The following is an 18,716-nucleotide window of genomic DNA, read 5'->3' as shown; positions in this document are numbered from 1 at the left end:
CGCTGACTGGGATTAAGTTACACACACCCAAACATAAACACAAACCCGCAGGTTACTGCGGGTAAATGCCTAGTCGTTAACACGTTCTACATGACCCCCAAGCCTGTTGAGGTTCTCAACAAACTCCGGGTAGCCGCGGTCGATGTGGTGCACATCGTGAACTGTGGTGACGCCGTCTGCCACAAGACCAGCCAAAACTAGACCGGCACCTGCACGGATGTCCGAAGACCACACGTCGGTTGATGACAGGCTTTCCACGCCTCGGATCATTACGTGATGGCCGTCGACGTTGGCGTCGGCACCAAGGCGCATCATTTCGTCGACAAAGCGGAAGCGTGCTTCGAAGACATTCTCAGTAATGACGGAAACGCCGTCTGCCACTGCAGACAGGGCGATCGCCATCGGCTGGAGGTCAGTTGGGAAGCCCGGGAACGGCAGCGTCTGATAGTCGACGGCTTTCGGGCGTTGACGCATTTGCACGCGGAAGCCGTTGTCGTAGGTCTCCACCTCGGCACCCGAGAGCTTCAACTTCGCCAATGCGAGGTGCAGGTGACCAGGCGCGACGCCGGTAACGGTGACATCACCCTGCGTCATGGCCGCGGCATATGCCCACGTGCCAGCGACGATGCGATCGCCGATCACCGTCCGTTCAGTGGGGTGTAGTTTCTCCACACCGTCGACGGTGATACAGGATGTGCCGGCGCCAGTGATATTCGCGCCCATTGCGTTGAGCATGTCGCAAAGATCGACGATCTCGGGTTCACGGGCGGCGTTATCCAGGGTCGTACGACCTTCCGCAAGCACTGCTGCTGTGACAATGTTTTCGGTAGCGCCGACCGACGGGAAGTCGAGCTCGATTGCGGCGCCGCGGAGCTTCTCAGCACGTGCAACAACCGCGCCGTGTTCGATATGGGTCGTCGCACCGAGCTTTTCCAACCCTGATTGATGCATGTCCAGAGGGCGCGAACCGATGGCGTCGCCCCCTGGGAGCGCAACGTACGCCTCAGTACACCTTGCGACGAGAGGCCCCAGCACCGCCACAGAAGCGCGGAACTGTCGGACCGCGTCAAAGTCGGCATGTGGGGACAGTTCAGCGGGTGTTGTGATGCGTACGACATCGCCTTCAATCTCCACTTCACAACCAAGGCCGACGAGGACGTCGCCCATGAGCGGGACGTCGAGAATCTCAGGGCAGTTGCGAAGTGTCGTCGTGCCCTCGGTCAGCAGCGCTGCTGCCATAAGTTTGAGGACACTGTTTTTCGCACCCCCGACGTGCACTAGGCCTTCGAGTCGCGTTCCACCTGTGACCAAAAAACGTTCTTTCACGTCCACAACAGTACCGAACTCTGCGGGGCGCTCCAGAACGTCAAGGGTTAGGGAAGCGCGCCAATACGGCGTGCCGCGTTCACCGCTTCATAGCGGGTGTGAGCACCAAGCTTGCGCATCACGCTTCGCAGGTAGGACTTCACCGTCTCAGCACCGATCCCCATCTCTTCGGCCGCTTCAACGTTGGTGTGACCCAGCGCCACACAGGACAGCACGTCAAGCTCGCGGGCGGAGAGCTTCGTGGTCTGCTTCACGCGCACTGGGGAAACCAGCTGCTCGCAAAGCTGCTCAAGTTCCTTGCGCAGGTCTTCGTCGTCGACACGGTTGGTCAACATGCGCAGCTTCGAGTGGGTGGAGCGCACCTGCTCCCATTCGGCACCGCTCATCTGACGGCCGCCCTTGGCGCCTGCACGGTCACCTACACCGTCGCCAGAGCGAAGCGCTGCGTTAATCGCAAGCTCTTGCTCGAGGCAACGCGCAGTCATCGTGACTTCCTCAATGACCTTTTCGCCGAGGCGGACAGGCGAGTGGACACCAACATAGAGAACGCCACGTACCTCACGGTTAACAATGACGGGCACAGCCACGATCGAGTGCAGTCCTTCGTCCTGGATCTGCTTGTCGTACTCGTGGGAAATCGTGTTTGCACGTGTGTAGTCGGAAACACCCGCGGCGCGGCGAGTGTTCACCACACGACCACCGACACCGGTGCCGGCATCGAGGGTGAGGTTCTGCAGCGCAGGGGTTCGCAGTCCGATCCACTGGGTGATCTGCAGTCGGTTTTCCGCAATGAGGGTTCCGTACATGGCAACGGGGATGCCCGTTGTGGTTTTCAAAGCGGTGAGTGCCGCACGGATCGCATCGTCGTCGTCTTTGATGCGCTGCGCGTCCATCGTCATACCTGTTTGCCCTCCACGAACCGGGGTCACCCGTTTGGGCTCACCCGGAGTTGAACTTGGCCGAAAATCTTCACCATCATAACGCGCGAACGGGGGTAGCAAAATTTAGCCCCGCCGATATGGAGCCACAGGAAAGTCGAGCCCAATCGGGCAAGTCGCAATTTCAAACCCTCCCCCGTACCTATCGGTTCAGTAGATCTATACCGTCCTGTCTAGCGTGGCGTGTATGCTGTCTGGCAGCAACTCCAACAATCAACGTGTTTAAAGGAGCATCATGGCGAAGATTGCAAAGAACGTCCTCGACCTCATCGGCGGCACCCCGCTCGTGGAGCTGCAGGGCATCACCGAGAACTCGAAGGCTCGAGTTCTTGCGAAGCTCGAGTTTTACAACCCTGCGAACTCGGTCAAGGACCGCATCGGCAAGGCAATCGTCGAGGCTGCCGAGGCCTCCGGCGAGCTGAAGCCTGGCGGCACCATCGTCGAGGCAACCTCCGGCAACACCGGTATCGCACTCGCTCTCGCGGGTGCAGCGAAGGGCTACAAGGTCATCCTGACCATGCCGGAGACGATGTCCACCGAGCGTCGCGTGCTGCTGCGCGCGTACGGCGCGGAGATCGTGCTTACCCCGGGTGCCGCTGGCATGAAGGGTGCTGTGGAGAAGGCGAACGAGCTCGTCGAGAAGAACGAGGGCGCTATCCTGGCCCGTCAGTTTGAGAACGAAGCAAACCCGAAGATCCACTACGCCACCACCGGCCCGGAGATCTGGAACGACACTGACGGCGAGGTTGACTTCATCGTCGCTGGCGTTGGTACCGGTGGCACGATTTCGGGCGCTGGCAAGTACCTCAAGGAGCAGAAGGCTGATGTGAAGGCCGTCGCGGTTGAGCCGGCTGCTTCCCCGCTGCTGTCCAAGGGCGAGGCTGGCCCGCACAAGATCCAGGGCCTCGGCGCAAACTTTGTACCGGGCACGCTGGACCGCACGGTTGTCGACGAGATCATCGCTGTCAGCAACGAGGATGCCGTGTCTACTTCTCGCGAACTGGCTGTCAAGGATGCGATCCTCGGCGGCATCTCTGCCGGCGCGAACGTGAAGGCCGCTCTCGAGCTGGCTGCTCGTGAAGAGAACGCGGGCAAGACCATCGTTGTGATCATCCCGGACTTCGGCGAGCGCTATGTCTCCACGATCCTCTACGAGGACATTCGCGACTAATCTGCTTATCGACGACTCCCCTCCCCGCCACCGCACCATCGCTGGCAGGGAGGGGAATTTTTATTGTCGGCCCAAATGAACAGGTTGATACACTGCACGCCATGCTTTCTATGGCCAAATCTGTGGTGTCGACCATCCGCGAAGATCTAGCCAACGCCCGCGATCATGATCCTGCGGCGCGAGGCGATGTTGAGAACGCTGTTGTCTATTCCGGGTTGCATGCCATTTGGATGCACCGTGTCTGCCACGTCATGTGGAAGCGCGGCTGGAAGGGCGCGGCACGTATTTTGGCGCAGGCCAATCGTTTCCTTACCGGTATTGAGATTCACCCGGGCGCGACGATTGGGCGCAAGTTTTTCATCGATCACGGTATGGGGATCGTGATTGGGGAGACCGCGGAGATCGGTGACAACGTCATGCTCTACCACGGCGTGACGTTGGGTGGTCAGGTGCTTACGCAAACGAAGCGTCACCCGACGGTGTGCGACAACGTCACTATTGGCGCTGGCGCGAAGGTGCTCGGCCCCGTGGTTATCGGTGAGGGTTCCGCTGTCGGCGCGAATGCGGTTGTGACGAAGGATGTGCCGCCCCATTCGATTGCCGTGGGGATTCCGGCGAAGATTCGCCCCCGGAAGACGGATGAGCGGGCGCGTTTGGTGGACCCGGACTGCTACGTCAACAAGGGCGACTACATCATTTAGTCTTCGGCCGCGACGAGGTCGGCGTATTCGGGGTTGCTTTCGATGTAGCGCTCAACCGCCGGGCAGGTGGGGGTAACCAGCATGCCGTCGGCGCGGGCGTCGTCGAGCGCGTATTTCATCAGAGGCTTGGACAGGCCTTGTCCGCGGAACTTCGGATCCACCACGGTGTGTGGCAGGTCCCGGACACCGTCTTGGTCAGTGTAGGTGGCGTAGCCCGCGACCTCGTCGCCGACGAGGATTTCGTACTGGCCTTCCGCCTCGTTCTTGCGCACAGTGCTTTCAGGTGTTGCAGACATGGGCCCGACTATAGCGCGAAACGCCCCTTCCGCATTATTGCGAAAGAGGCGTTTCTGATGTGGCCAGAGCCAGGATCGAACTGGCGACCCCACACTTTTCAGGCGTGTGCTCTACCAACTGAGCTATCTGGCCAGAACCTCACGGTTCTGCGACCCTGACGGGACTTGAACCCGCGACCTCCGCCGTGACAGGGCGGCGCGCTAACCAACTGCGCCACAGGGCCAATATGTTGTTATTTCGCACTCACTTCAGTGTGTTCACACTGTCGCTTGCACGAGTCGATACATTACACAGACCTCACCATGGCAGACAAATCGCCTGCTCAATCACTATTTCAGGGCGTTGCTTTGCGACGATTGCGTGCACGGCATCGTCGCAAAGCAAAACGCCCCGAGGAAAACCTCGGGGCGTGATGGCGACCCTGACGGGACTTGAACCCGCGACCTCCGCCGTGACAGGGCGGCGCGCTAACCAACTGCGCCACAGGGCCGTACCCCCAACGGGATTCGAACCCGTGTTGCCGCCGTGAAAGGGCGGAGTCCTAGGCCTCTAGACGATGGGGGCGCTGAAAAGACAGCCCGCTCATCATAAGCTAGGTACGCCATTTCCTCCAAATAGCCTGCTAGCCCGGCAAAATGAGCAGACTGAATGCCATCACAATCATGCCGACAATCATCCCGTAAATCGCGGTGTGGTGTTTGCCGGTTTGGATTGCTGTGGGCAGCAGTTTGTCCAGGCTGACGAAGACCATGATGCCGGCGATTGCAGCGAACGTGATACCGAGCGACTGCGGCCCCAGGAACGGCTGGAGAAGCAAATACCCCACGATGGCACCCAACGGCTCCGCTAGGCCCGACAGGGTGGCCCACCAGGCGGCTTTGCGGCGGGATCCGGTGGCCTCCCGCAGAGGAACCGCGACCGCGATGCCTTCCGGGATGTTGTGGATCGCAATCGCCACCGCGAGAGGGATAGCAAGGGCTGGATCCGCGAGCGCTACGGCAAACGTGGCAAACCCTTCCGGGAAGTTGTGGATGGCAATGGCAACGGCACTGAGGACACCCACGTTGCGTAACTGTGCTTTACTGACCCCACTTTCCGAGGGTTCTTCGTGGGGGTTGATCTCTTCGGGCACGAGGCGGTCGATAAGCGCGATCAGCCCGATTCCCGCGAAGAAGGCGACGGTGCCCCAGAGTTCCGCACGGGGGCTGCCTGCTTCAGCGAGCCCCTCGATTCCTTGAGGCAGCAGCTCGACAAACGAGATGTAGACCATCACACCGGCCGAGAACCCAAGCGCCCCAGCGAGAAAACCCGCGCCTGGAGCACGTTTCAGGGCGACGATCAGCCCGCCGAAGCCAGTGGATAGCCCGGCCAACAACGAGATCCCCAAGGCGATGCCGACGGCCGTGGGCGTGGCGGTACTGATATCCATACGCGCAGGTTAGCTGGTTCCACCTTGTGGCACTCGCAAACCCGTCAACCCCGCACAGAAGGGGGCCCAAGAACGCGAAAAGCCCCGGCGTTAGCCGGGGCTCACGGTGGGCCCTGTGGGGATCGAACCCACGACCTGCGGATTAAAAGTCCGTAGCTCTACCAACTGAGCTAAAGGCCCGCGGGGGTTAAGTGTAGCCCCCATGTGCGCGCGTGCGGTAATCGCCCTGCACGCGCGCCGGAAGGAGGTTTTAGTTCTCCTTCAGCATGGTGCCAGTCTCCTGGATGCGGGTGTGGAAGTCGAAGGCGTGGCGCAGGTCGTGCGGGGTTGCCTGGTACTTGCACTTCGCGGCGAGCTCGACGTACTCCTCCAGCAGCGGACGGTACTGCGGGTGGGCGATGGAGATCATCTTTGCCACACGATCACGCGGGGCGAGGCCACGCAGGTCGGCGACACCGTACTCGGTGATGAAGACCATGGCGTCGTGCTCGGTGTGGTCGACGTGGGAAACCATCGGCACGATTGCGGAGATGGCGCCATCCTTGGCCACGGACGGGGAGATGAACGAGGAAATGTAGGCGTTGCGGGTGAAGTCGCCAGAGCCGCCCAGGGCGTTCATCAGACGGGAGCCGTTGATGTGGGTGGAGTTGGCGTTGCCGTAGATGTCCGCCTCGATCATGCCGTTGGAGGCGATCAGGCCGGTGCGGCGGATGACCTCCGGGTGGTTGGAGATGGACTGCGGGCGCAGGATGATGGACTCGCGGTAGCGGGATGCCTCGTTGTTCATCTTCTCTGCGTACTCGGGCGACAGGGAGAAGGAGGTTGCAGAGGCGACGGTCATCTTGCCGGCGTCAATCAGGTCGACCATGCCGTCCTGGATGACCTCGGTGTAGGCCTGGATGTTCTCAAACTTGGAGTCCATCAGGCCTGCCATCACGGCGTTCGGGACGTTGCCCACGCCGGACTGCATAACGTAGCCGTCGTAGGTGAGGCGGCCGGCCTTGACTTCGTTCTCCAGGAAGTCGAGGAAGTTGCCAGCGATCTGCTCGGATACCTCGTCCGGTGCCTTGAACGGTGCATTGCGGTCAGCGTCATTGGTCTCGATGACTGCGACGACCTTCTCCGGGTCGATCTCGATGTAGGTCTTGCCGATGCGGTCGCCAGCCTTGGTGATCGGGATCGGGATACGGTTCGGCAGCGGCGGCACGAGCCAGATGTCGTGCATGCCCTCGAGCTCCTCGGACTGCCAGGAGTTGACCTCGATGATGATCTTCTTAGCTGCGTTGAGGAACTCCACGGAGTTACCAACAGAGGAAGACGGGACGATGTTGCCCTCTTCGGTGATGCGCACTGCCTCGACGATGGCGAGGTCAACGTCACCGAAGAAGCCCTGCTCGACCATCATGCCGGAGTGGGACAGGTGAATGTCCTGGAACTTCATCTCGCCAGCGTTGATCTTGTTACGCATGGTCGGGTCAGACTGGTACGGCATGCGGTAACGCAGCGCGCCTGCCTCAGCGAGAACGCCGTCGCACTCCGGTGCCGTGGAGGCGCCGGTGTACAAGTCGATGGAGAAGTCCTGCCCCTTCGCATGGGCGGCCTTTGCCTTCTCTGCAATTGCGGCCGGCATGGCCTTCGGGTAGCCCGCACCGGTGAAGCCGGAAGTACCAACCTTGTCGCCGTGGTTGACAAACTGGACGGCCTCTTCGGCGGTCATGACCTTGTCACGCAACTTGGCGGAAGCAATACGATCGCTCATGTGATCTCCCTCAATCCTGTTAAATCCGTTCAGGTAACACCCCCACCATATTGTGACCCATCACTCATTGCCATGAGGGTGTGTGGTCTCGTCGCAAAGCAAATGCTTATCGACGCCCAAATCACCCCCGAACGGGCGTAGCAACCACGATTGGACGGGGCGACAACGGGCGTGAACAATAGGCAGAACTATGACTACCGCAGCCCCCGCCTTAACTATCGGCGGCATCGATCTGAACTCCCCCGTCATCCTCGCGCCGATGGCCGGGGTGACCAACATGCCGTTTCGTGTGCTGTGCCGGGAGATCGAGGAGGAACTCACCGGCACATCCTCGGGGCTGTACGTCTGCGAAATGATCACAGCGCGTGCGATGGTGGCTCGCAACGAGAAGACGATGCACATGACCACCTTCGCGGATGTGGAAACGCCGCGGTCGATGCAGCTGTACACGGTGGACCCCAAGTTCACGTATGAAGCCGTGCGGATGATCGTCGAGGAAGATATCGCCGATCACGTGGATATGAACTTCGGCTGCCCAGTGCCGAAGGTCACGCGCAAGGGCGGAGGCTGTGCGATCCCATACAAGCGCCGTCTGTACGGCAACATCGTCAGCGCCGCGGTGCGCGCTGCGGAAGGCTCCGGCATTCCAATTACGGTGAAGTTCCGCATCGGCATTGACGCAGACCACCACACGCACCTGGACGCTGGCCGCATCGCCGCCGAAGCAGGCGCCGCTGCAGTGGCACTGCATGCCCGCACAGGCGCGGAGCGATACTCGGGCGCGGCGCACTGGGACGAAATCGGCCGCCTTGTGGAGCACATGGACGGTACCGGCGTGCCGGTGATCGGCAACGGCGACATCTTCGCCGCCGACGATGCGGCGAAAATGATGGAGCAAACCGGCTGCCACGGCGTGGAGGTCGGCCGCGGCTGCCTTGGGCGCCCGTGGCTGTTCGCGCAACTGGGCGCGCAGTTGCGCGGCGAGGAGATCCCGCCGGAGCCGACCCTGGGCAAGGTAGCCAGCATCATCTACCGCCACGCAGAGCTGTTGGCAGAGCACGACGGTGAGCACCACGCGTGCCGCGACATCCGCAAGCACACCGGCTGGTACATGCGTGGTTTCCCGGTAGGCGGGGAATTCCGCAAGTCGCTTGCCCAAGTGACGTCTCTTGCGGAGTTGAAGGAGCGCCTCGCCCCCATCGCGGATTCTGAAGCAATGGCCGAGCATGCGGATGACGCGCGCGGCCGCCAAGGTTCAGCCGGCAAGATCGCCTTGCCGGAGGGCTGGTTGGACGATCCAGAGGACGACACCGTCCCTGAGGGCGCAGAAATTGAGAATAACGGTGGTTAACTGCGAGCGCGTAGCATGAAGCGCATGCTGAGAGCCGCCTACCGAGAGACTCTGGAGGCCTTTAACCAGGACCTCATGACCATGTGCGACACGGTGCGCACCATCATGGGGCACGCGTCGAAGGGCCTTCTTGAGCAGTCGCTTGATGACGCCGAAACGGCCCTGACCCTGATCGACGACCTCACGGAAATCGGCGAACGGTGCGAGGAGCGCAGCATGCGCTTGCTCGCGCTGCAGAACCCTGTGGCGACTGACCTGCGTCAGGTGCTGGCTGCGATCCACCTAGTGGAATATTTCGAACGCATGGGTTCGCTCGCCCGCAACATTGCAGTCCTGGTGCGCCAGCGCCACCCCGCGTCGGTGTATCCGCCGCCGCTGCACGGCTACGTCGAGGAAATGACCCGGTTGGTGGCTGCGATGGGTGCCACCACCCGAGCATTGTTGGATGATCCGGATCCGGATGTGGCAGTTGAGCTGCACACTATCGACGAGGGCGTCGACGACATGCGCGCGTTCTTAAGCACGTTGGTCTCCGACCGGGAGTGGGAATACTCCACTCGTGAGGCCGTAGACCTGTCGATGATTTCGCGCTACTACGAGCGCTACGCAGACCGCTGCGTAGATATTGCCGGCCAGATGGTGTTTCTGGTCACCGGCCTGAGGCCTGAGGCGTACTTGCGCCAGCGGGACGAACCTGATTACGAGAATCTGGAGAAGTTCGCCACCATCGAGCGCAAGTTCCGCAAGCCTTAGCCGAAGCGGCCGGAGATGTAGTCTTCGGTTTCCTTCTGCTCCGGGTTTTCGAAGATCGTGGTGGTGTCGTTGAACTCCACCAGGTGGCCCGGGCGGCCGGTGGCTTCGAGCGAGAAGAACGCGGTCTTGTCGGACACGCGGGCTGCCTGCTGCATGTTGTGGGTCACGATGACAATCGTGTACTGGTCCTTCAGCTCGTGGATGAGATCCTCCACTGCAAGGGTGGAGATGGGGTCGAGGGCCGAGCAGGGCTCGTCCATAAGCAGCACCTCAGGACGCACCGCGATCGCACGAGCGATGCACAGGCGCTGCTGCTGACCACCGGAGAGGCCGCCACCCGGCTTGTCCAAACGGTCTTTCACTTCGTCCCACAGGTTCGCGCCGCGCAGGGACTGCTCCGCGACTTCCTTGAGCTTCTTCTTGTCCTTCTCCCCTGCCAGGCGCAGGCCGGCGACGACGTTGTCTTCGATGGACATCGTCGGAAACGGGTTTGCCTTCTGGAACACCATGCCGATGGTGTTGCGCACGGACACTGGGTCGACGTTCTTGCCGTAGATGTCGCGGCCGTCGAGAAGAATCTCGCCCTTGACGGAGGCGCCGGGGATGACTTCGTGCATGCGGTTGATGGTGCGCAGCACGGTGGATTTACCGCAGCCGGACGGGCCGATGAACGCGGTGACCGACTTGGCGGGGATTTGCATGTTGACGTTCTGTACGGCGTGGAAGTCGCCGTAGTAGATGTTGACGTCGTTGAGTTCGAGCTTGGTGGACATCTGTGAGTTCTCCTGACTGGGGACGCGGGCGGGTGGTTACTTCTTGACCGAGAAGCGCTTCGCGATGAAGCGTGCGAGCAGATTCAACGTGACAACGAGGATGACCAGCGTCAGTGCTGCGCCCCAGAGTCGGTCGTTGGCCGGGCCGGTGGCGCCGGACTTCCACATGTCCAGCATGTACAGCGGCAGCGAGGACTGCGGCTTGTCAAACATGTCGAACCAGTTAATTGCGGGGGTGGAGCCGACGAGGATCAGCACCGGTGCGGACTCACCCATGACGCGGGCGATTGCCAGCATGATGCCGGTGACAATGCCGGACAGTGCGGTCGGCAGCACGATGCGCACGATGGTCTTCCACTTCGGCACACCAAGTGCGTAGGAAGCTTCGCGCAGGTCCATCGGCACAACGCGCAGCATCTCTTCGGTGTTACGCACAACGACCGGCACCATGAGCAGGATCAGTGCGAGGGAGACAGCGAAACCGGAGCGCTGCTGGCCCAGGATGGTGATCCACAGGGCGTAGACGAACAGTGCTGCAACAATCGACGGCACACCGGAAAGGATGTCCACCATAAAGGTGGTAAGCCGGCCCAAACGGTTGCCGTTGGAGTATTCAACCAGGTAGATCGCGGTGAACACGCCGATCGGGATGGAGAACAGCGACGCGATCAGAGTTTGCATGAGCGTACCGATGATCGCGTGCAGCGCACCGCCGCCCTCTTTGGAGGCACGGACGCCGACCATGTCGGAGGTCCACCACGCCGGGTCCACGATGGCGTGCCAACCACGCGAGACCACGGTAAACAGCAGCCACAGCAGCGGGACAAGTGCGAGGAACATGCAGAACCACATCAGCCCACCCATGATGGAGTTGGTGGTCTTGCGGCCTGCGGCAATGTCGATGAATGGGTTTTCGGGGCGGGCTGTCTCAGCCGGTTTGGATACTGCAGTAGACATGTTTCGCTCCGCTCCTTATTTCTTGTTGACGATCGCGCGCGCGATCGAGTTGACGACGAAGGTCAGCAGGAACAGCACCAGGCCTGCTGCGATGTAGGCGCCGGCGGACACCGGGTTGTTGAACTCGGCTGCGGCGTTGGCGATGGCGGTTGCGAAGGTGGTGCCGCCGTCGAAAAGCGAACCGCGGAAATCGTTTGCCGGTGCGACCGCCATGTAGAGCGCCATGGTCTCACCCAGTGCGCGGCCAAGGCCGAGCATGGAGCCTGCGATGAAGCCGGACAGACCGAACGGGATGACGGTCATGCGGATGACCTCCCAGCGCGTTGCGCCGAGGGCAAGTGCGGACTCGATCTGTCCCGGAGGGGTCTGTACGAAGATCTCGCGGGCGGTTGCCGCGATGATCGGAAGGATCATGATGGCGAGCACGATGCCACCGGTCATGACGTTGCGGGCCGTGGAGAACGGCGGGGAGTTTTGGTAGGTGGCGAACAGGAAGAAATCGCCACCCCAGCTGTTGACCCACTCGTAGAACTTGCCCAACTTCGGGCCAAGCACCTGTGCGCCCCACAGGCCGTAAACGATCGACGGCACGGCTGCGAGCATGTCCACCAGGGTGCCCAGCGGGCGCACGAGGCGCTGCGGGCAGTAGTTGGACAAGAACAGTGCAACACCGAGGGCGACCGGCATCGCGATGATCAGCGCGATGATGGAGATGGTCACCGTGGAGAAGAACAGGTTCGGAATACCGAACTGCATCGCGTCCAGGTCTGCGGTCTGCCACGGGCCACCGTAGGTGAAGAAGCCGAGCACGCCGCCGTCGTTACGCATCAGCGGCGGCAGCGCCTGCGCGAGCAGGAAGATACCAATGGCAGCAACGAGGACGGTGATCAGCGTTGCAGATGCTGTGGAGAAGATTTCGAAGAACCGGTCTCCGGGGCGCTTCACGCGTCCGGAGGTCCGCGCGGTGCGTTCCGCTACCGCAACGTCATTGTCAGCCATGTGCTCGGATCCTTGGGAAAGATGGAGGGAAACGGGGTGGACTACAGCAATTGACCCCCGATGTCATTGAGCTCAGTCGGGGGTCGTCGGCCGGTTGGCCTTACTGGATGGCGTTGATCGCCTCGCGCAGACGCTCAGCGTGTGCGCCGGTGACCGGGATGAAGCCCTCAGCCTCGAGCTCTGCATCCTGGTGGTCGAGGGCGATGTTGAGGAAGTCCTTGACCATCTTGGAGGTTGCCTCGTCGTAGCCCGCGGAGCAGACGATCTCGTAGGTGGTCAGCACCAGCGGGTAAGCGCCGGCGGTGTCGGTGGCGAACAGGGCGTCGGCGTCGACGACCATGTTGTGACCCTCAGTCTTAAAGGTCAGGTTGTCCAGGGTCTTCGCCACGGACTCGTTGGTCAGCTCGACCGGGCCGTTGCCGAAGTCGATGTTGGCCTTCTTGTCAGCGAAGCCAGCCTCGACGTAGGTGATGGAACCGTCGGTAGCGGAGACTTCCTGTGCCACACCGGAGGAGCCGTTGGCGCCGGTGCCCACTGCGTTCGGGAACGCCTTGCCGGAGGACTCCCACTTGCCGTCGGATGCGGCTGCGAGGAACTTCTGGAAGTTGTCGGAGGTGCCGGACTCGTCGGAGCGGTAGAAGACGTTGATCGGGGTGTCCGGCAGTTCAACGCCCGGGTTAGCCTCTGCGATCTTCGGGTCGTTCCAGGTCTTGATGACGCCCTGGAAGATCTCGACGATGTTGTCCACGGTGAGGTTGAGCTCGTCGACACCCTCGAGGTTGTAGGCGATAGCAACCGGGCCGATGACGAACGGCAGGTGCCATGCCTCGTTGCCGCCACAGCGCTGTGCAGCAGCCTCAACCTGGTCGTCCTTCAGCGGCGAGTCAGAACCTGCGAAGACAGCCTGGTTGGCGATGAAGTTCTTCTGGCCAGCGCCCGAGCCGGACGGGGTGTAGGCGATGGAAGCACCCGGGACCTCTGCGGAGTAGACGGAGGCAAAGTAGTCGATGGCGTTCTGCTGGGAGGATGCGCCCTCAGCGAGGATGTCACCCTGCTGGCTGTAGAGCTCGTAGTCGCCCTTTTCGGCCGCTGCGGTGGATTCCGCTTCGGTACCTGCTGCACCTTCGGTGTCGTCGGAGCCGCCGCAAGCGACGAGGGTGGCGGAGGAGGCTGCTACGACGCCGATGACTGCGGCGGTGCGCTTGAAGTTACGAATCACGGGGAACCTTTCAGGTATTTAACTGTTCGGTCCGGAACACCAGGCAGATGTCCGATCACTTACGACACAAAACCTAGACAGCGCCGGTTAATCCCTGGTTGCTGATTGGGTGAACTGTTGGTGAACTCGTAAAATCCTGGCTAACACCGCAGGTCAGTCGCTATTTTTTGGAGGCCGGTTTGTAGACCACGTGGCGCTCGCGAGTATCGAAGCCGAGCTGGCGGTATCGCTTTACCGCCGGCTCGTTGTCGCCTTCGACATAGAGGATGACCTGCGAGGATCCGCACTCCGCGAGGTAGTTCAGTCCGGCCTGAATCAGCGGTCCCCCCATTCCCTCCCCCCGGTGCTTCGAGGAGAGGCCGACGACATAGATTTCGCCGGTGCCATCTGGGTGTCGTTTGGTCCAGTGGAAGCCCGCAATCTCATCGCCGGCGACGAGGAACCACACGCCGTCGGCGTCGAACCAGTCGGTGTCCATCGCCCGGTGCAGCTGCGCGATGTCCCAGCCGCCTTGTTCGGGGTGCCAGGAGAACGCGTCGTTGTTCACCTCGAGCCATTGCTTATCGACGACCTCACGCCCCCACCGCGACACCAACTCCGGGTACTGGACGAGCTCGTAGCCCTCGCGCACTTCCGCCTTCACGTCAGCATCCAGCGCGGTACCCATGACCAGGAGTTCTCGCACCGGTTCCATCCCGAGGTCGCGTGCCAGCGCCTGCGCTGCGGGCAGGTCACCATGGGCCCAGAATCCAGCGTCGGCGTTGCGCTCCAGCACGGCCTGAACCAGGGCACGGCCGTAGCCGTGGCGGCGGCGTTCAGGATGGACGGCCAGTTCGGTGGAGCCGTCTTCAGCGATGCCGGCGACCGCCACGGTCTTATCGCCGGTTTTGGCGATGAGGTGGGTGTGGTTGAGGGTGTCGTCGAAAAGCCCGCGCTCGAACGCTTCGGAGAACGCGGCGACGCCGTCTTCGGATTGGGCGGCATCCAGAATGGGGCGGACGAGGGTTTCCGGCAGGGTGGCGCTTACGATGTCGACAGTCATGTCTTAGAGGGTACGTCGGAGGGCGGAAACGATGCGGGCACGTGTGAAAGCGGCGGTCGCCGTGGCGGCGGCGCTGGCTGTGTTGGCTGGCGCTGACACGATCGTGGCCGCGAACGTGGAGCGCACCGTCGCCCAACCCGGCATCCAGGCGTCCGTGGGTGGTTTCCCGTACACGGCGTCGCTGCTCACCGGCAACGTCTCACGTGTGAGCGTGGAACACCTCGATGCCGCCGTCGATGGGCCAGGCGTAGCGACGACCGGCGTGGACGTGTTCGACCTCGCCCTCGACAACCCACGCGAAGCGCTTTCGGGCGAGTTCGAATCGGGCACCGCACGCCTTGTGCGCCGCCGGGTGCGCCTCGACGGCGTCGGGTTCGGAACCCTCCTCGGCATCACGGACCTGGACATCGCGAACCCATACGACATCTCCCCCGCAGGCGGGGCCGCAAGCGAGGCCCGGCTCACCGGCACGGTTCCGGGTACAGAAGATCCGGTGACGGTTGTGGTTACGCTGCGTCTGATCGACGGCATCTTCCAGATGCGCCCCAGCAAACTTATCGACGACACCTCCCCCGAAACCCAGGCCGCGTTCATCCTCGACCTAGACACTCGCACCCTGCCGTTGGACGGGCCAGCGGACCGAGTGCAGTTGCGCGGTGGTTCGATTGAGTTCTCGCGCGACCGCATCAACACCGCATTTGACCCGGCGGACCTCAACCCCATGGGACAAGCAGCTACCCTTGGACACCATGAGTGAAGAAAAGAACGTAGAAAACACCGAGAACACGCCGAAACCGGCAACCTTAAGCGGCAACGACGCCGTCAACCTTGCGTCCGAGCAGTCCAAGTCGACCGCGCACCGCAACATCCCGACGTTCGACTTTGAGGATTTCCCGCTCGAGGACGACACCGCAAACCTGCGCTTCGGCCCGAGCCTGCACGACGGCCTGCTCGCACTTTTGCCGCTGGTTGGCGTGTGGACCGGCTCCGGCCAGGCCAACGACAACGGCGATGAGTACGCCTTCGGCCAGCGCCTTGTTGTCTCCCACGACGGTGAGAATTACCTCCGCTTCGAGTCGCGCATGTGGCGTCTCGACGAGGACGGCAACGCCACCGGCGCCGACCAGCGCGAGGTCGGCTTCTGGCGCATCTCTCTCAAGGACGAAATCGAGGTGACCCTGACCAACTCCCGCGGTTTGGTTGAGATCATGTACGGCGCGCCTGTCAACGAGCGTGCATGGCAGCTCACCAGCGCCTCCACCATCGCAACGGAGACCGGCCCTGAGTCTCACGGCCCGGGCAAGCGCCTCTACGGCCTGATGCCGAACAACAACCTCGGCTGGGTTGACGAGCGCGCCGTCAACGGCGAGATGGTGCCGTACATGTCCGCAGAGTTGAAGCGCATCGCGGGCTAGGGCCGGTTAGCTCAGCGCCGCGGAAATCAGCTCCTTGATCTCGGCTTCATTGTCGGGAGCGGGGAGCTTTTTGCCGTCCAGGCGCTTGACCCGGGTGGCGATGCGCGTCGAGCTCACCAGCCACACCGACTCCGCCTTGAACAGTTCGTTGAGGTAGATGTCCTTCGCCTTGCACTTCCACCCCTGCTCGGCGGCGTATTCAAACAGGGCGGCTTGGGTGGTGCCGGCCAGCACACCCGGCCCCGGTGCCGGTGTGCGCAACCGCCCGCCCTTCTTCACCATGACCACCGACGAGGTCACCCCCTCGAGCACGCGTCCGGTGTCGGGATCGATGTAGATGACATCGTCCGCGCCTCCGGCTTTCGCCCAACGCAGCGCCGCCATCGACGCCGCATAGTTGAGCGTTTTCGCACCTTCGCGCATCCACGGCGCATCGCCCGTGACGGTGTAGCCGCGTGGGGTAGTGAGCACAGAGACGCCGCGTTCGCGTTGTGCCAGGGTGTCGTCGTCAAGCGGGCGAATGGTCAGCCAAGCAGTTGCAACGCCGGTGGTTTCACGGCCGCGTGAGAGCGTCCATACGCACTTCGCCTCCACGCCTTCGGTGCCGCCGCGCTCACGGCAATAATCGGCGACCGCCTCCTCGGTGGCGCGCTCCCAGTGGGCCGCGCCCGGCTCCGGCAGATCCATCAGTTCCGCCGACCGGGCGAAGCGCTCGAGATGCTTCTCCAGGTTGAGCGGTTTGCCATCTCGAATGAGGATGCTTTCAAAGATCCCATCGCCGCGCGTGACCACCGCATCGTCCCAGAACACGTGGGGCATGTTGGTGTTTTGGCGGCGTACGGACCCGCCGTACGGTTCGACGAGATAGATCACGGGCGCAGGCGCGAGCGGTGCAATAGACATAATGCCCCTATGATAGGCGCCCATGGGTTACGCATCGGTTCTTTTGGCCAAGCCGGGTGCTGCGGAGCTTCCGGGCGATTCGCTTCTCGACGCCACCGGCGTCGCCTGGCACTACGGCGATCCGTTGGGGGAACAACGCAAGGCCACCAGAGATACCGTCGCCGTCGACCGCTCCAACCGCGCCGTCATTGCGGTGTCCGGCCCTGATGCGCCGGGTTTCCTCAACAACCTGCTATCGCAAAAGCTTGACGACGCCACCTCCGGGTTCACCGCCTCCGCCCTCGACCTCAACGCACAGGGGCGCATCCTGCACCACGCCGATATCGCCGTAGCCGATGACGTGTTTTACCTGGACACCCCCTCCTACCAGGCAGAAAGCCTGCTGACCTATCTGCAGCGCATGGTGTTCTGGTCCGAGGTGACCGTGGAGCAAACCGATCTTGCTGTGGTCACGCTGCTTGGCCCTGCTGCTGCCCAGGTTGAAGGCGCTGTATTCACTCGCGTCATCGACGACTGGGGTGGGGTGCACCGCACCGATATTGCCGTGCCCCGCGAGCAACTCAACGCGATCGCCGAACAGTTTCCACTGGCCGGTCTGATGGCGTTTACCGCCCTGCGCGTCGCCGCCGGCGAACCGGAGCAGCGCGCCGACCTCGACGAGCGCTCCATCCCCCACGAAGCCCCCTACCTCATCAATCGTGGCGACCACATCGGTGCCGTCCACCTGGAGAAGGGCTGCTACCGCGGCCAGGAAACCGTTGCCCGAGTGGAAAACCTCGGCCGATCCCCGCGCCTGCTGGTCAAACTCCAGCTCGATGGCTCCGCCCCTGAAGAACCAGTGCCCGGTGCGGAGATCACCGCCGGCGGACGAAACGTCGGCCGACTCGGCACCGTCGTACACGATGCCGACGAAGGTCCGGTGGCTCTCGCCCTAGTGAAGCGTTCCGCGTTGGAGGTTCCCCTGGAAATCCAGGGCGCTGCAGCCTCCGTCGACCCCTCCTCGTTGCCACAAGATGAGGGTGAACGTGCGGGCCGCAAAGCTGTTGATCAGCTTCGTCGTGGCGGCATGACGCCAAAATAACCGCAGGTGGGACACCTAAGGGGCATTTTTAAGATACTCAAGCTATAGTGTCCTACAGGAAAATAACGAAGAATCATAAGAGGCCGCCCACACATGGGCCGCCCAGAACCACCTCAAGGGGGTCACGCCATGGGCCGCGGACGCGCAAAAGCCAAGCAGACCAAGGTTGCTCGCCAGCTGAAGTACAACACTCCTGAAATGGATCTCGCCTCGCTCCAACGCGAGCTTGCAGGGAAGACCCCGGGCCGCAGGTGGGATGACGACGACTCCGAGGTGGACGACCAGTACGCCGACTACGCCAACTGGGATGAGGACGACGACCGCTAGTCCACCCTTCACGTAAAAGTGCACCCCGCTCGCTCGGGGTGCTTTTGCGTTGCCTGGGGCCTTCTGCGCTTCTGCTCGACGGTCCTGGCCTGCTGTTTTCCCTGGTCGTCTAGCTCTGTGTTTGTGGAACCAGACGATGAGCTCCGTGTTGACCATGGTGGTCGTTATCACCTGGGGGTTTGTGAAGGCGGTTTCGAGACCGTCTAGCTAGGTTTGCGGGGGGTGCTAGACGATCAGGTGTAGCAACGAAAAGAGTGTGCCCTCATTGGGGCACA

19 protein-coding genes and 5 tRNA genes are annotated in these 18,716 nt (G+C 62.1%); 8 read left to right on the top strand and 16 right to left on the bottom strand.

Features of this window, described 5'->3' with window-relative positions; genetic code table 11:
* Window positions 1-69 precede the first annotated feature (69 nt).
* Entirely contained in the window at window positions 70-1,326 is a 1,257-nt protein-coding gene (gene murA / locus HMPREF2736_RS02745) for a UDP-N-acetylglucosamine 1-carboxyvinyltransferase (RefSeq protein WP_070482168.1), read from the bottom strand.
* A 47-nt stretch (window positions 1,327-1,373) separates the two neighbouring features.
* On the bottom strand, window positions 1,374-2,219 hold the full coding sequence (gene ramA / locus HMPREF2736_RS02740) for an acetate metabolism transcriptional regulator RamA (protein ID WP_070828837.1): 846 nt from the start codon (window positions 2,217-2,219) through the stop codon (window positions 1,374-1,376).
* Window positions 2,220-2,499: 280 nt separating this feature from the next.
* Here ramA and cysK point away from each other — a divergent pair, with 280 nt between their 5' ends.
* Window positions 2,500-3,435, top strand: coding sequence for a cysteine synthase A (gene cysK, locus HMPREF2736_RS02735; protein WP_070482153.1), 936 nt, complete (start codon window positions 2,500-2,502; stop codon window positions 3,433-3,435).
* Between the two features lie 110 nt (window positions 3,436-3,545).
* Window positions 3,546-4,136: a serine O-acetyltransferase EpsC gene (gene epsC, locus HMPREF2736_RS02730; protein WP_070423046.1), complete on the top strand. Its 591-nt coding sequence runs from the start codon at window positions 3,546-3,548 to the stop codon at window positions 4,134-4,136.
* Here the strand turns inward: epsC and HMPREF2736_RS02725 are convergent.
* From HMPREF2736_RS02725 to HMPREF2736_RS02690, 8 genes are all read right to left on the bottom strand, one after another.
* Window positions 4,133-4,432 (bottom strand): GNAT family N-acetyltransferase, encoded by a 300-nt coding sequence (locus HMPREF2736_RS02725; protein ID WP_070423045.1) that lies wholly within the window; start codon window positions 4,430-4,432, stop codon window positions 4,133-4,135. The two genes, epsC and HMPREF2736_RS02725, sit on opposite strands and share 4 nt — an antisense overlap.
* A 60-nt stretch (window positions 4,433-4,492) precedes the next feature.
* A tRNA-Phe gene (locus tag HMPREF2736_RS02720) sits at window positions 4,493-4,565 on the bottom strand.
* A 17-nt stretch (window positions 4,566-4,582) separates the two neighbouring features.
* A tRNA-Asp gene (locus tag HMPREF2736_RS02715) sits at window positions 4,583-4,656 on the bottom strand.
* Between the two features lie 190 nt (window positions 4,657-4,846).
* A tRNA-Asp gene (locus tag HMPREF2736_RS02710) sits at window positions 4,847-4,923 on the bottom strand.
* A gap of 1 nt (window position 4,924) precedes the next feature.
* Window positions 4,925-4,997: transfer RNA gene (locus tag HMPREF2736_RS02705), tRNA-Glu, on the bottom strand.
* A gap of 58 nt (window positions 4,998-5,055) precedes the next feature.
* Complete coding sequence (zupT, locus tag HMPREF2736_RS02700) at window positions 5,056-5,862, bottom strand: zinc transporter ZupT (protein WP_070828835.1); 807 nt, start codon at window positions 5,860-5,862, stop codon at window positions 5,056-5,058.
* Window positions 5,863-5,969: 107 nt separating this feature from the next.
* Window positions 5,970-6,042: transfer RNA gene (locus tag HMPREF2736_RS02695), tRNA-Lys, on the bottom strand.
* A gap of 70 nt (window positions 6,043-6,112) precedes the next feature.
* Entirely contained in the window at window positions 6,113-7,621 is a 1,509-nt protein-coding gene (locus HMPREF2736_RS02690) for an acetyl-CoA hydrolase/transferase family protein (RefSeq protein ID WP_070423043.1), read from the bottom strand.
* Between the two features lie 190 nt (window positions 7,622-7,811).
* Here HMPREF2736_RS02690 and dusB point away from each other — a divergent pair, with 190 nt between their 5' ends.
* Together dusB and HMPREF2736_RS02680 are read left to right on the top strand one after the other, a co-directional pair.
* On the top strand, window positions 7,812-8,972 hold the full coding sequence (dusB, locus tag HMPREF2736_RS02685) for a tRNA dihydrouridine synthase DusB (RefSeq protein ID WP_070828834.1): 1,161 nt from the start codon (window positions 7,812-7,814) through the stop codon (window positions 8,970-8,972).
* Window positions 8,973-8,996: 24 nt separating this feature from the next.
* Window positions 8,997-9,725 (top strand): phosphate signaling complex PhoU family protein, encoded by a 729-nt coding sequence (locus HMPREF2736_RS02680; RefSeq protein WP_246822042.1) that lies wholly within the window; start codon window positions 8,997-8,999, stop codon window positions 9,723-9,725.
* On the opposite strand, the gene pstB is transcribed toward HMPREF2736_RS02680, so the two are convergent.
* The 5 genes from pstB to mshD form a co-directional block, all read right to left on the bottom strand.
* The gene (gene pstB / locus HMPREF2736_RS02675) at window positions 9,722-10,498 is read right to left on the bottom strand and encodes a phosphate ABC transporter ATP-binding protein PstB (protein WP_070828833.1); all 777 of its coding nucleotides are present in this window, start codon (window positions 10,496-10,498) and stop codon (window positions 9,722-9,724) included. The genes HMPREF2736_RS02680 and pstB overlap by 4 nt on opposite strands.
* A gap of 36 nt (window positions 10,499-10,534) precedes the next feature.
* Window positions 10,535-11,455, bottom strand: a complete 921-nt coding sequence (gene pstA, locus HMPREF2736_RS02670; RefSeq protein WP_070828832.1) for a phosphate ABC transporter permease PstA — start codon at window positions 11,453-11,455, stop codon at window positions 10,535-10,537.
* 15 nt (window positions 11,456-11,470) lie between these two features.
* Window positions 11,471-12,454, bottom strand: a complete 984-nt coding sequence (gene pstC / locus HMPREF2736_RS02665; RefSeq protein ID WP_083279510.1) for a phosphate ABC transporter permease subunit PstC — start codon at window positions 12,452-12,454, stop codon at window positions 11,471-11,473.
* A 100-nt stretch (window positions 12,455-12,554) separates the two neighbouring features.
* Complete coding sequence (gene pstS, locus HMPREF2736_RS02660; protein ID WP_070828831.1) at window positions 12,555-13,673, bottom strand: phosphate ABC transporter substrate-binding protein PstS; 1,119 nt, start codon at window positions 13,671-13,673, stop codon at window positions 12,555-12,557.
* Window positions 13,674-13,833: 160 nt separating this feature from the next.
* On the bottom strand, window positions 13,834-14,715 hold the full coding sequence (gene mshD / locus HMPREF2736_RS02655) for a mycothiol synthase (RefSeq protein ID WP_070828830.1): 882 nt from the start codon (window positions 14,713-14,715) through the stop codon (window positions 13,834-13,836).
* A gap of 31 nt (window positions 14,716-14,746) precedes the next feature.
* Here mshD and HMPREF2736_RS02650 point away from each other — a divergent pair, with 31 nt between their 5' ends.
* Complete coding sequence (locus HMPREF2736_RS02650; protein WP_070828829.1) at window positions 14,747-15,472, top strand: LmeA family phospholipid-binding protein; 726 nt, start codon at window positions 14,747-14,749, stop codon at window positions 15,470-15,472.
* Window positions 15,465-16,130, top strand: a complete 666-nt coding sequence (locus HMPREF2736_RS02645; RefSeq protein WP_070482164.1) for a heme-binding beta-barrel domain-containing protein — start codon at window positions 15,465-15,467, stop codon at window positions 16,128-16,130. The genes HMPREF2736_RS02650 and HMPREF2736_RS02645 overlap by 8 nt, the downstream gene beginning before the upstream one ends.
* A gap of 6 nt (window positions 16,131-16,136) precedes the next feature.
* Here HMPREF2736_RS02645 and HMPREF2736_RS02640 read toward each other — a convergent pair whose 3' ends face one another.
* Complete coding sequence (locus HMPREF2736_RS02640) at window positions 16,137-17,033, bottom strand: aminodeoxychorismate lyase (RefSeq protein WP_070423034.1); 897 nt, start codon at window positions 17,031-17,033, stop codon at window positions 16,137-16,139.
* Window positions 17,034-17,055: 22 nt separating this feature from the next.
* On the opposite strand from HMPREF2736_RS02640, the gene HMPREF2736_RS02635 reads away from it, so the two are divergent.
* Together HMPREF2736_RS02635 and HMPREF2736_RS02630 are read left to right on the top strand one after the other, a co-directional pair.
* A complete protein-coding gene (locus HMPREF2736_RS02635) occupies window positions 17,056-18,114 on the top strand; it encodes a CAF17-like 4Fe-4S cluster assembly/insertion protein YgfZ (protein ID WP_070828828.1) in 1,059 nt (352 codons plus the stop codon).
* A gap of 129 nt (window positions 18,115-18,243) precedes the next feature.
* A complete protein-coding gene (locus HMPREF2736_RS02630) occupies window positions 18,244-18,441 on the top strand; it encodes a DUF3073 domain-containing protein (RefSeq protein WP_070423032.1) in 198 nt (65 codons plus the stop codon).
* Window positions 18,442-18,716 lie beyond the last annotated feature (275 nt).

The sequence above is a fragment of the Corynebacterium sp. HMSC036E10 genome, assembly GCF_001836265.1.
GTDB lineage: Bacteria > Actinomycetota > Actinomycetes > Mycobacteriales > Mycobacteriaceae > Corynebacterium > Corynebacterium coyleae.
The sequence above is the reverse complement of the archived record's forward strand: the minus strand, read 5'-3'. Positions and strand labels throughout refer to the sequence as shown.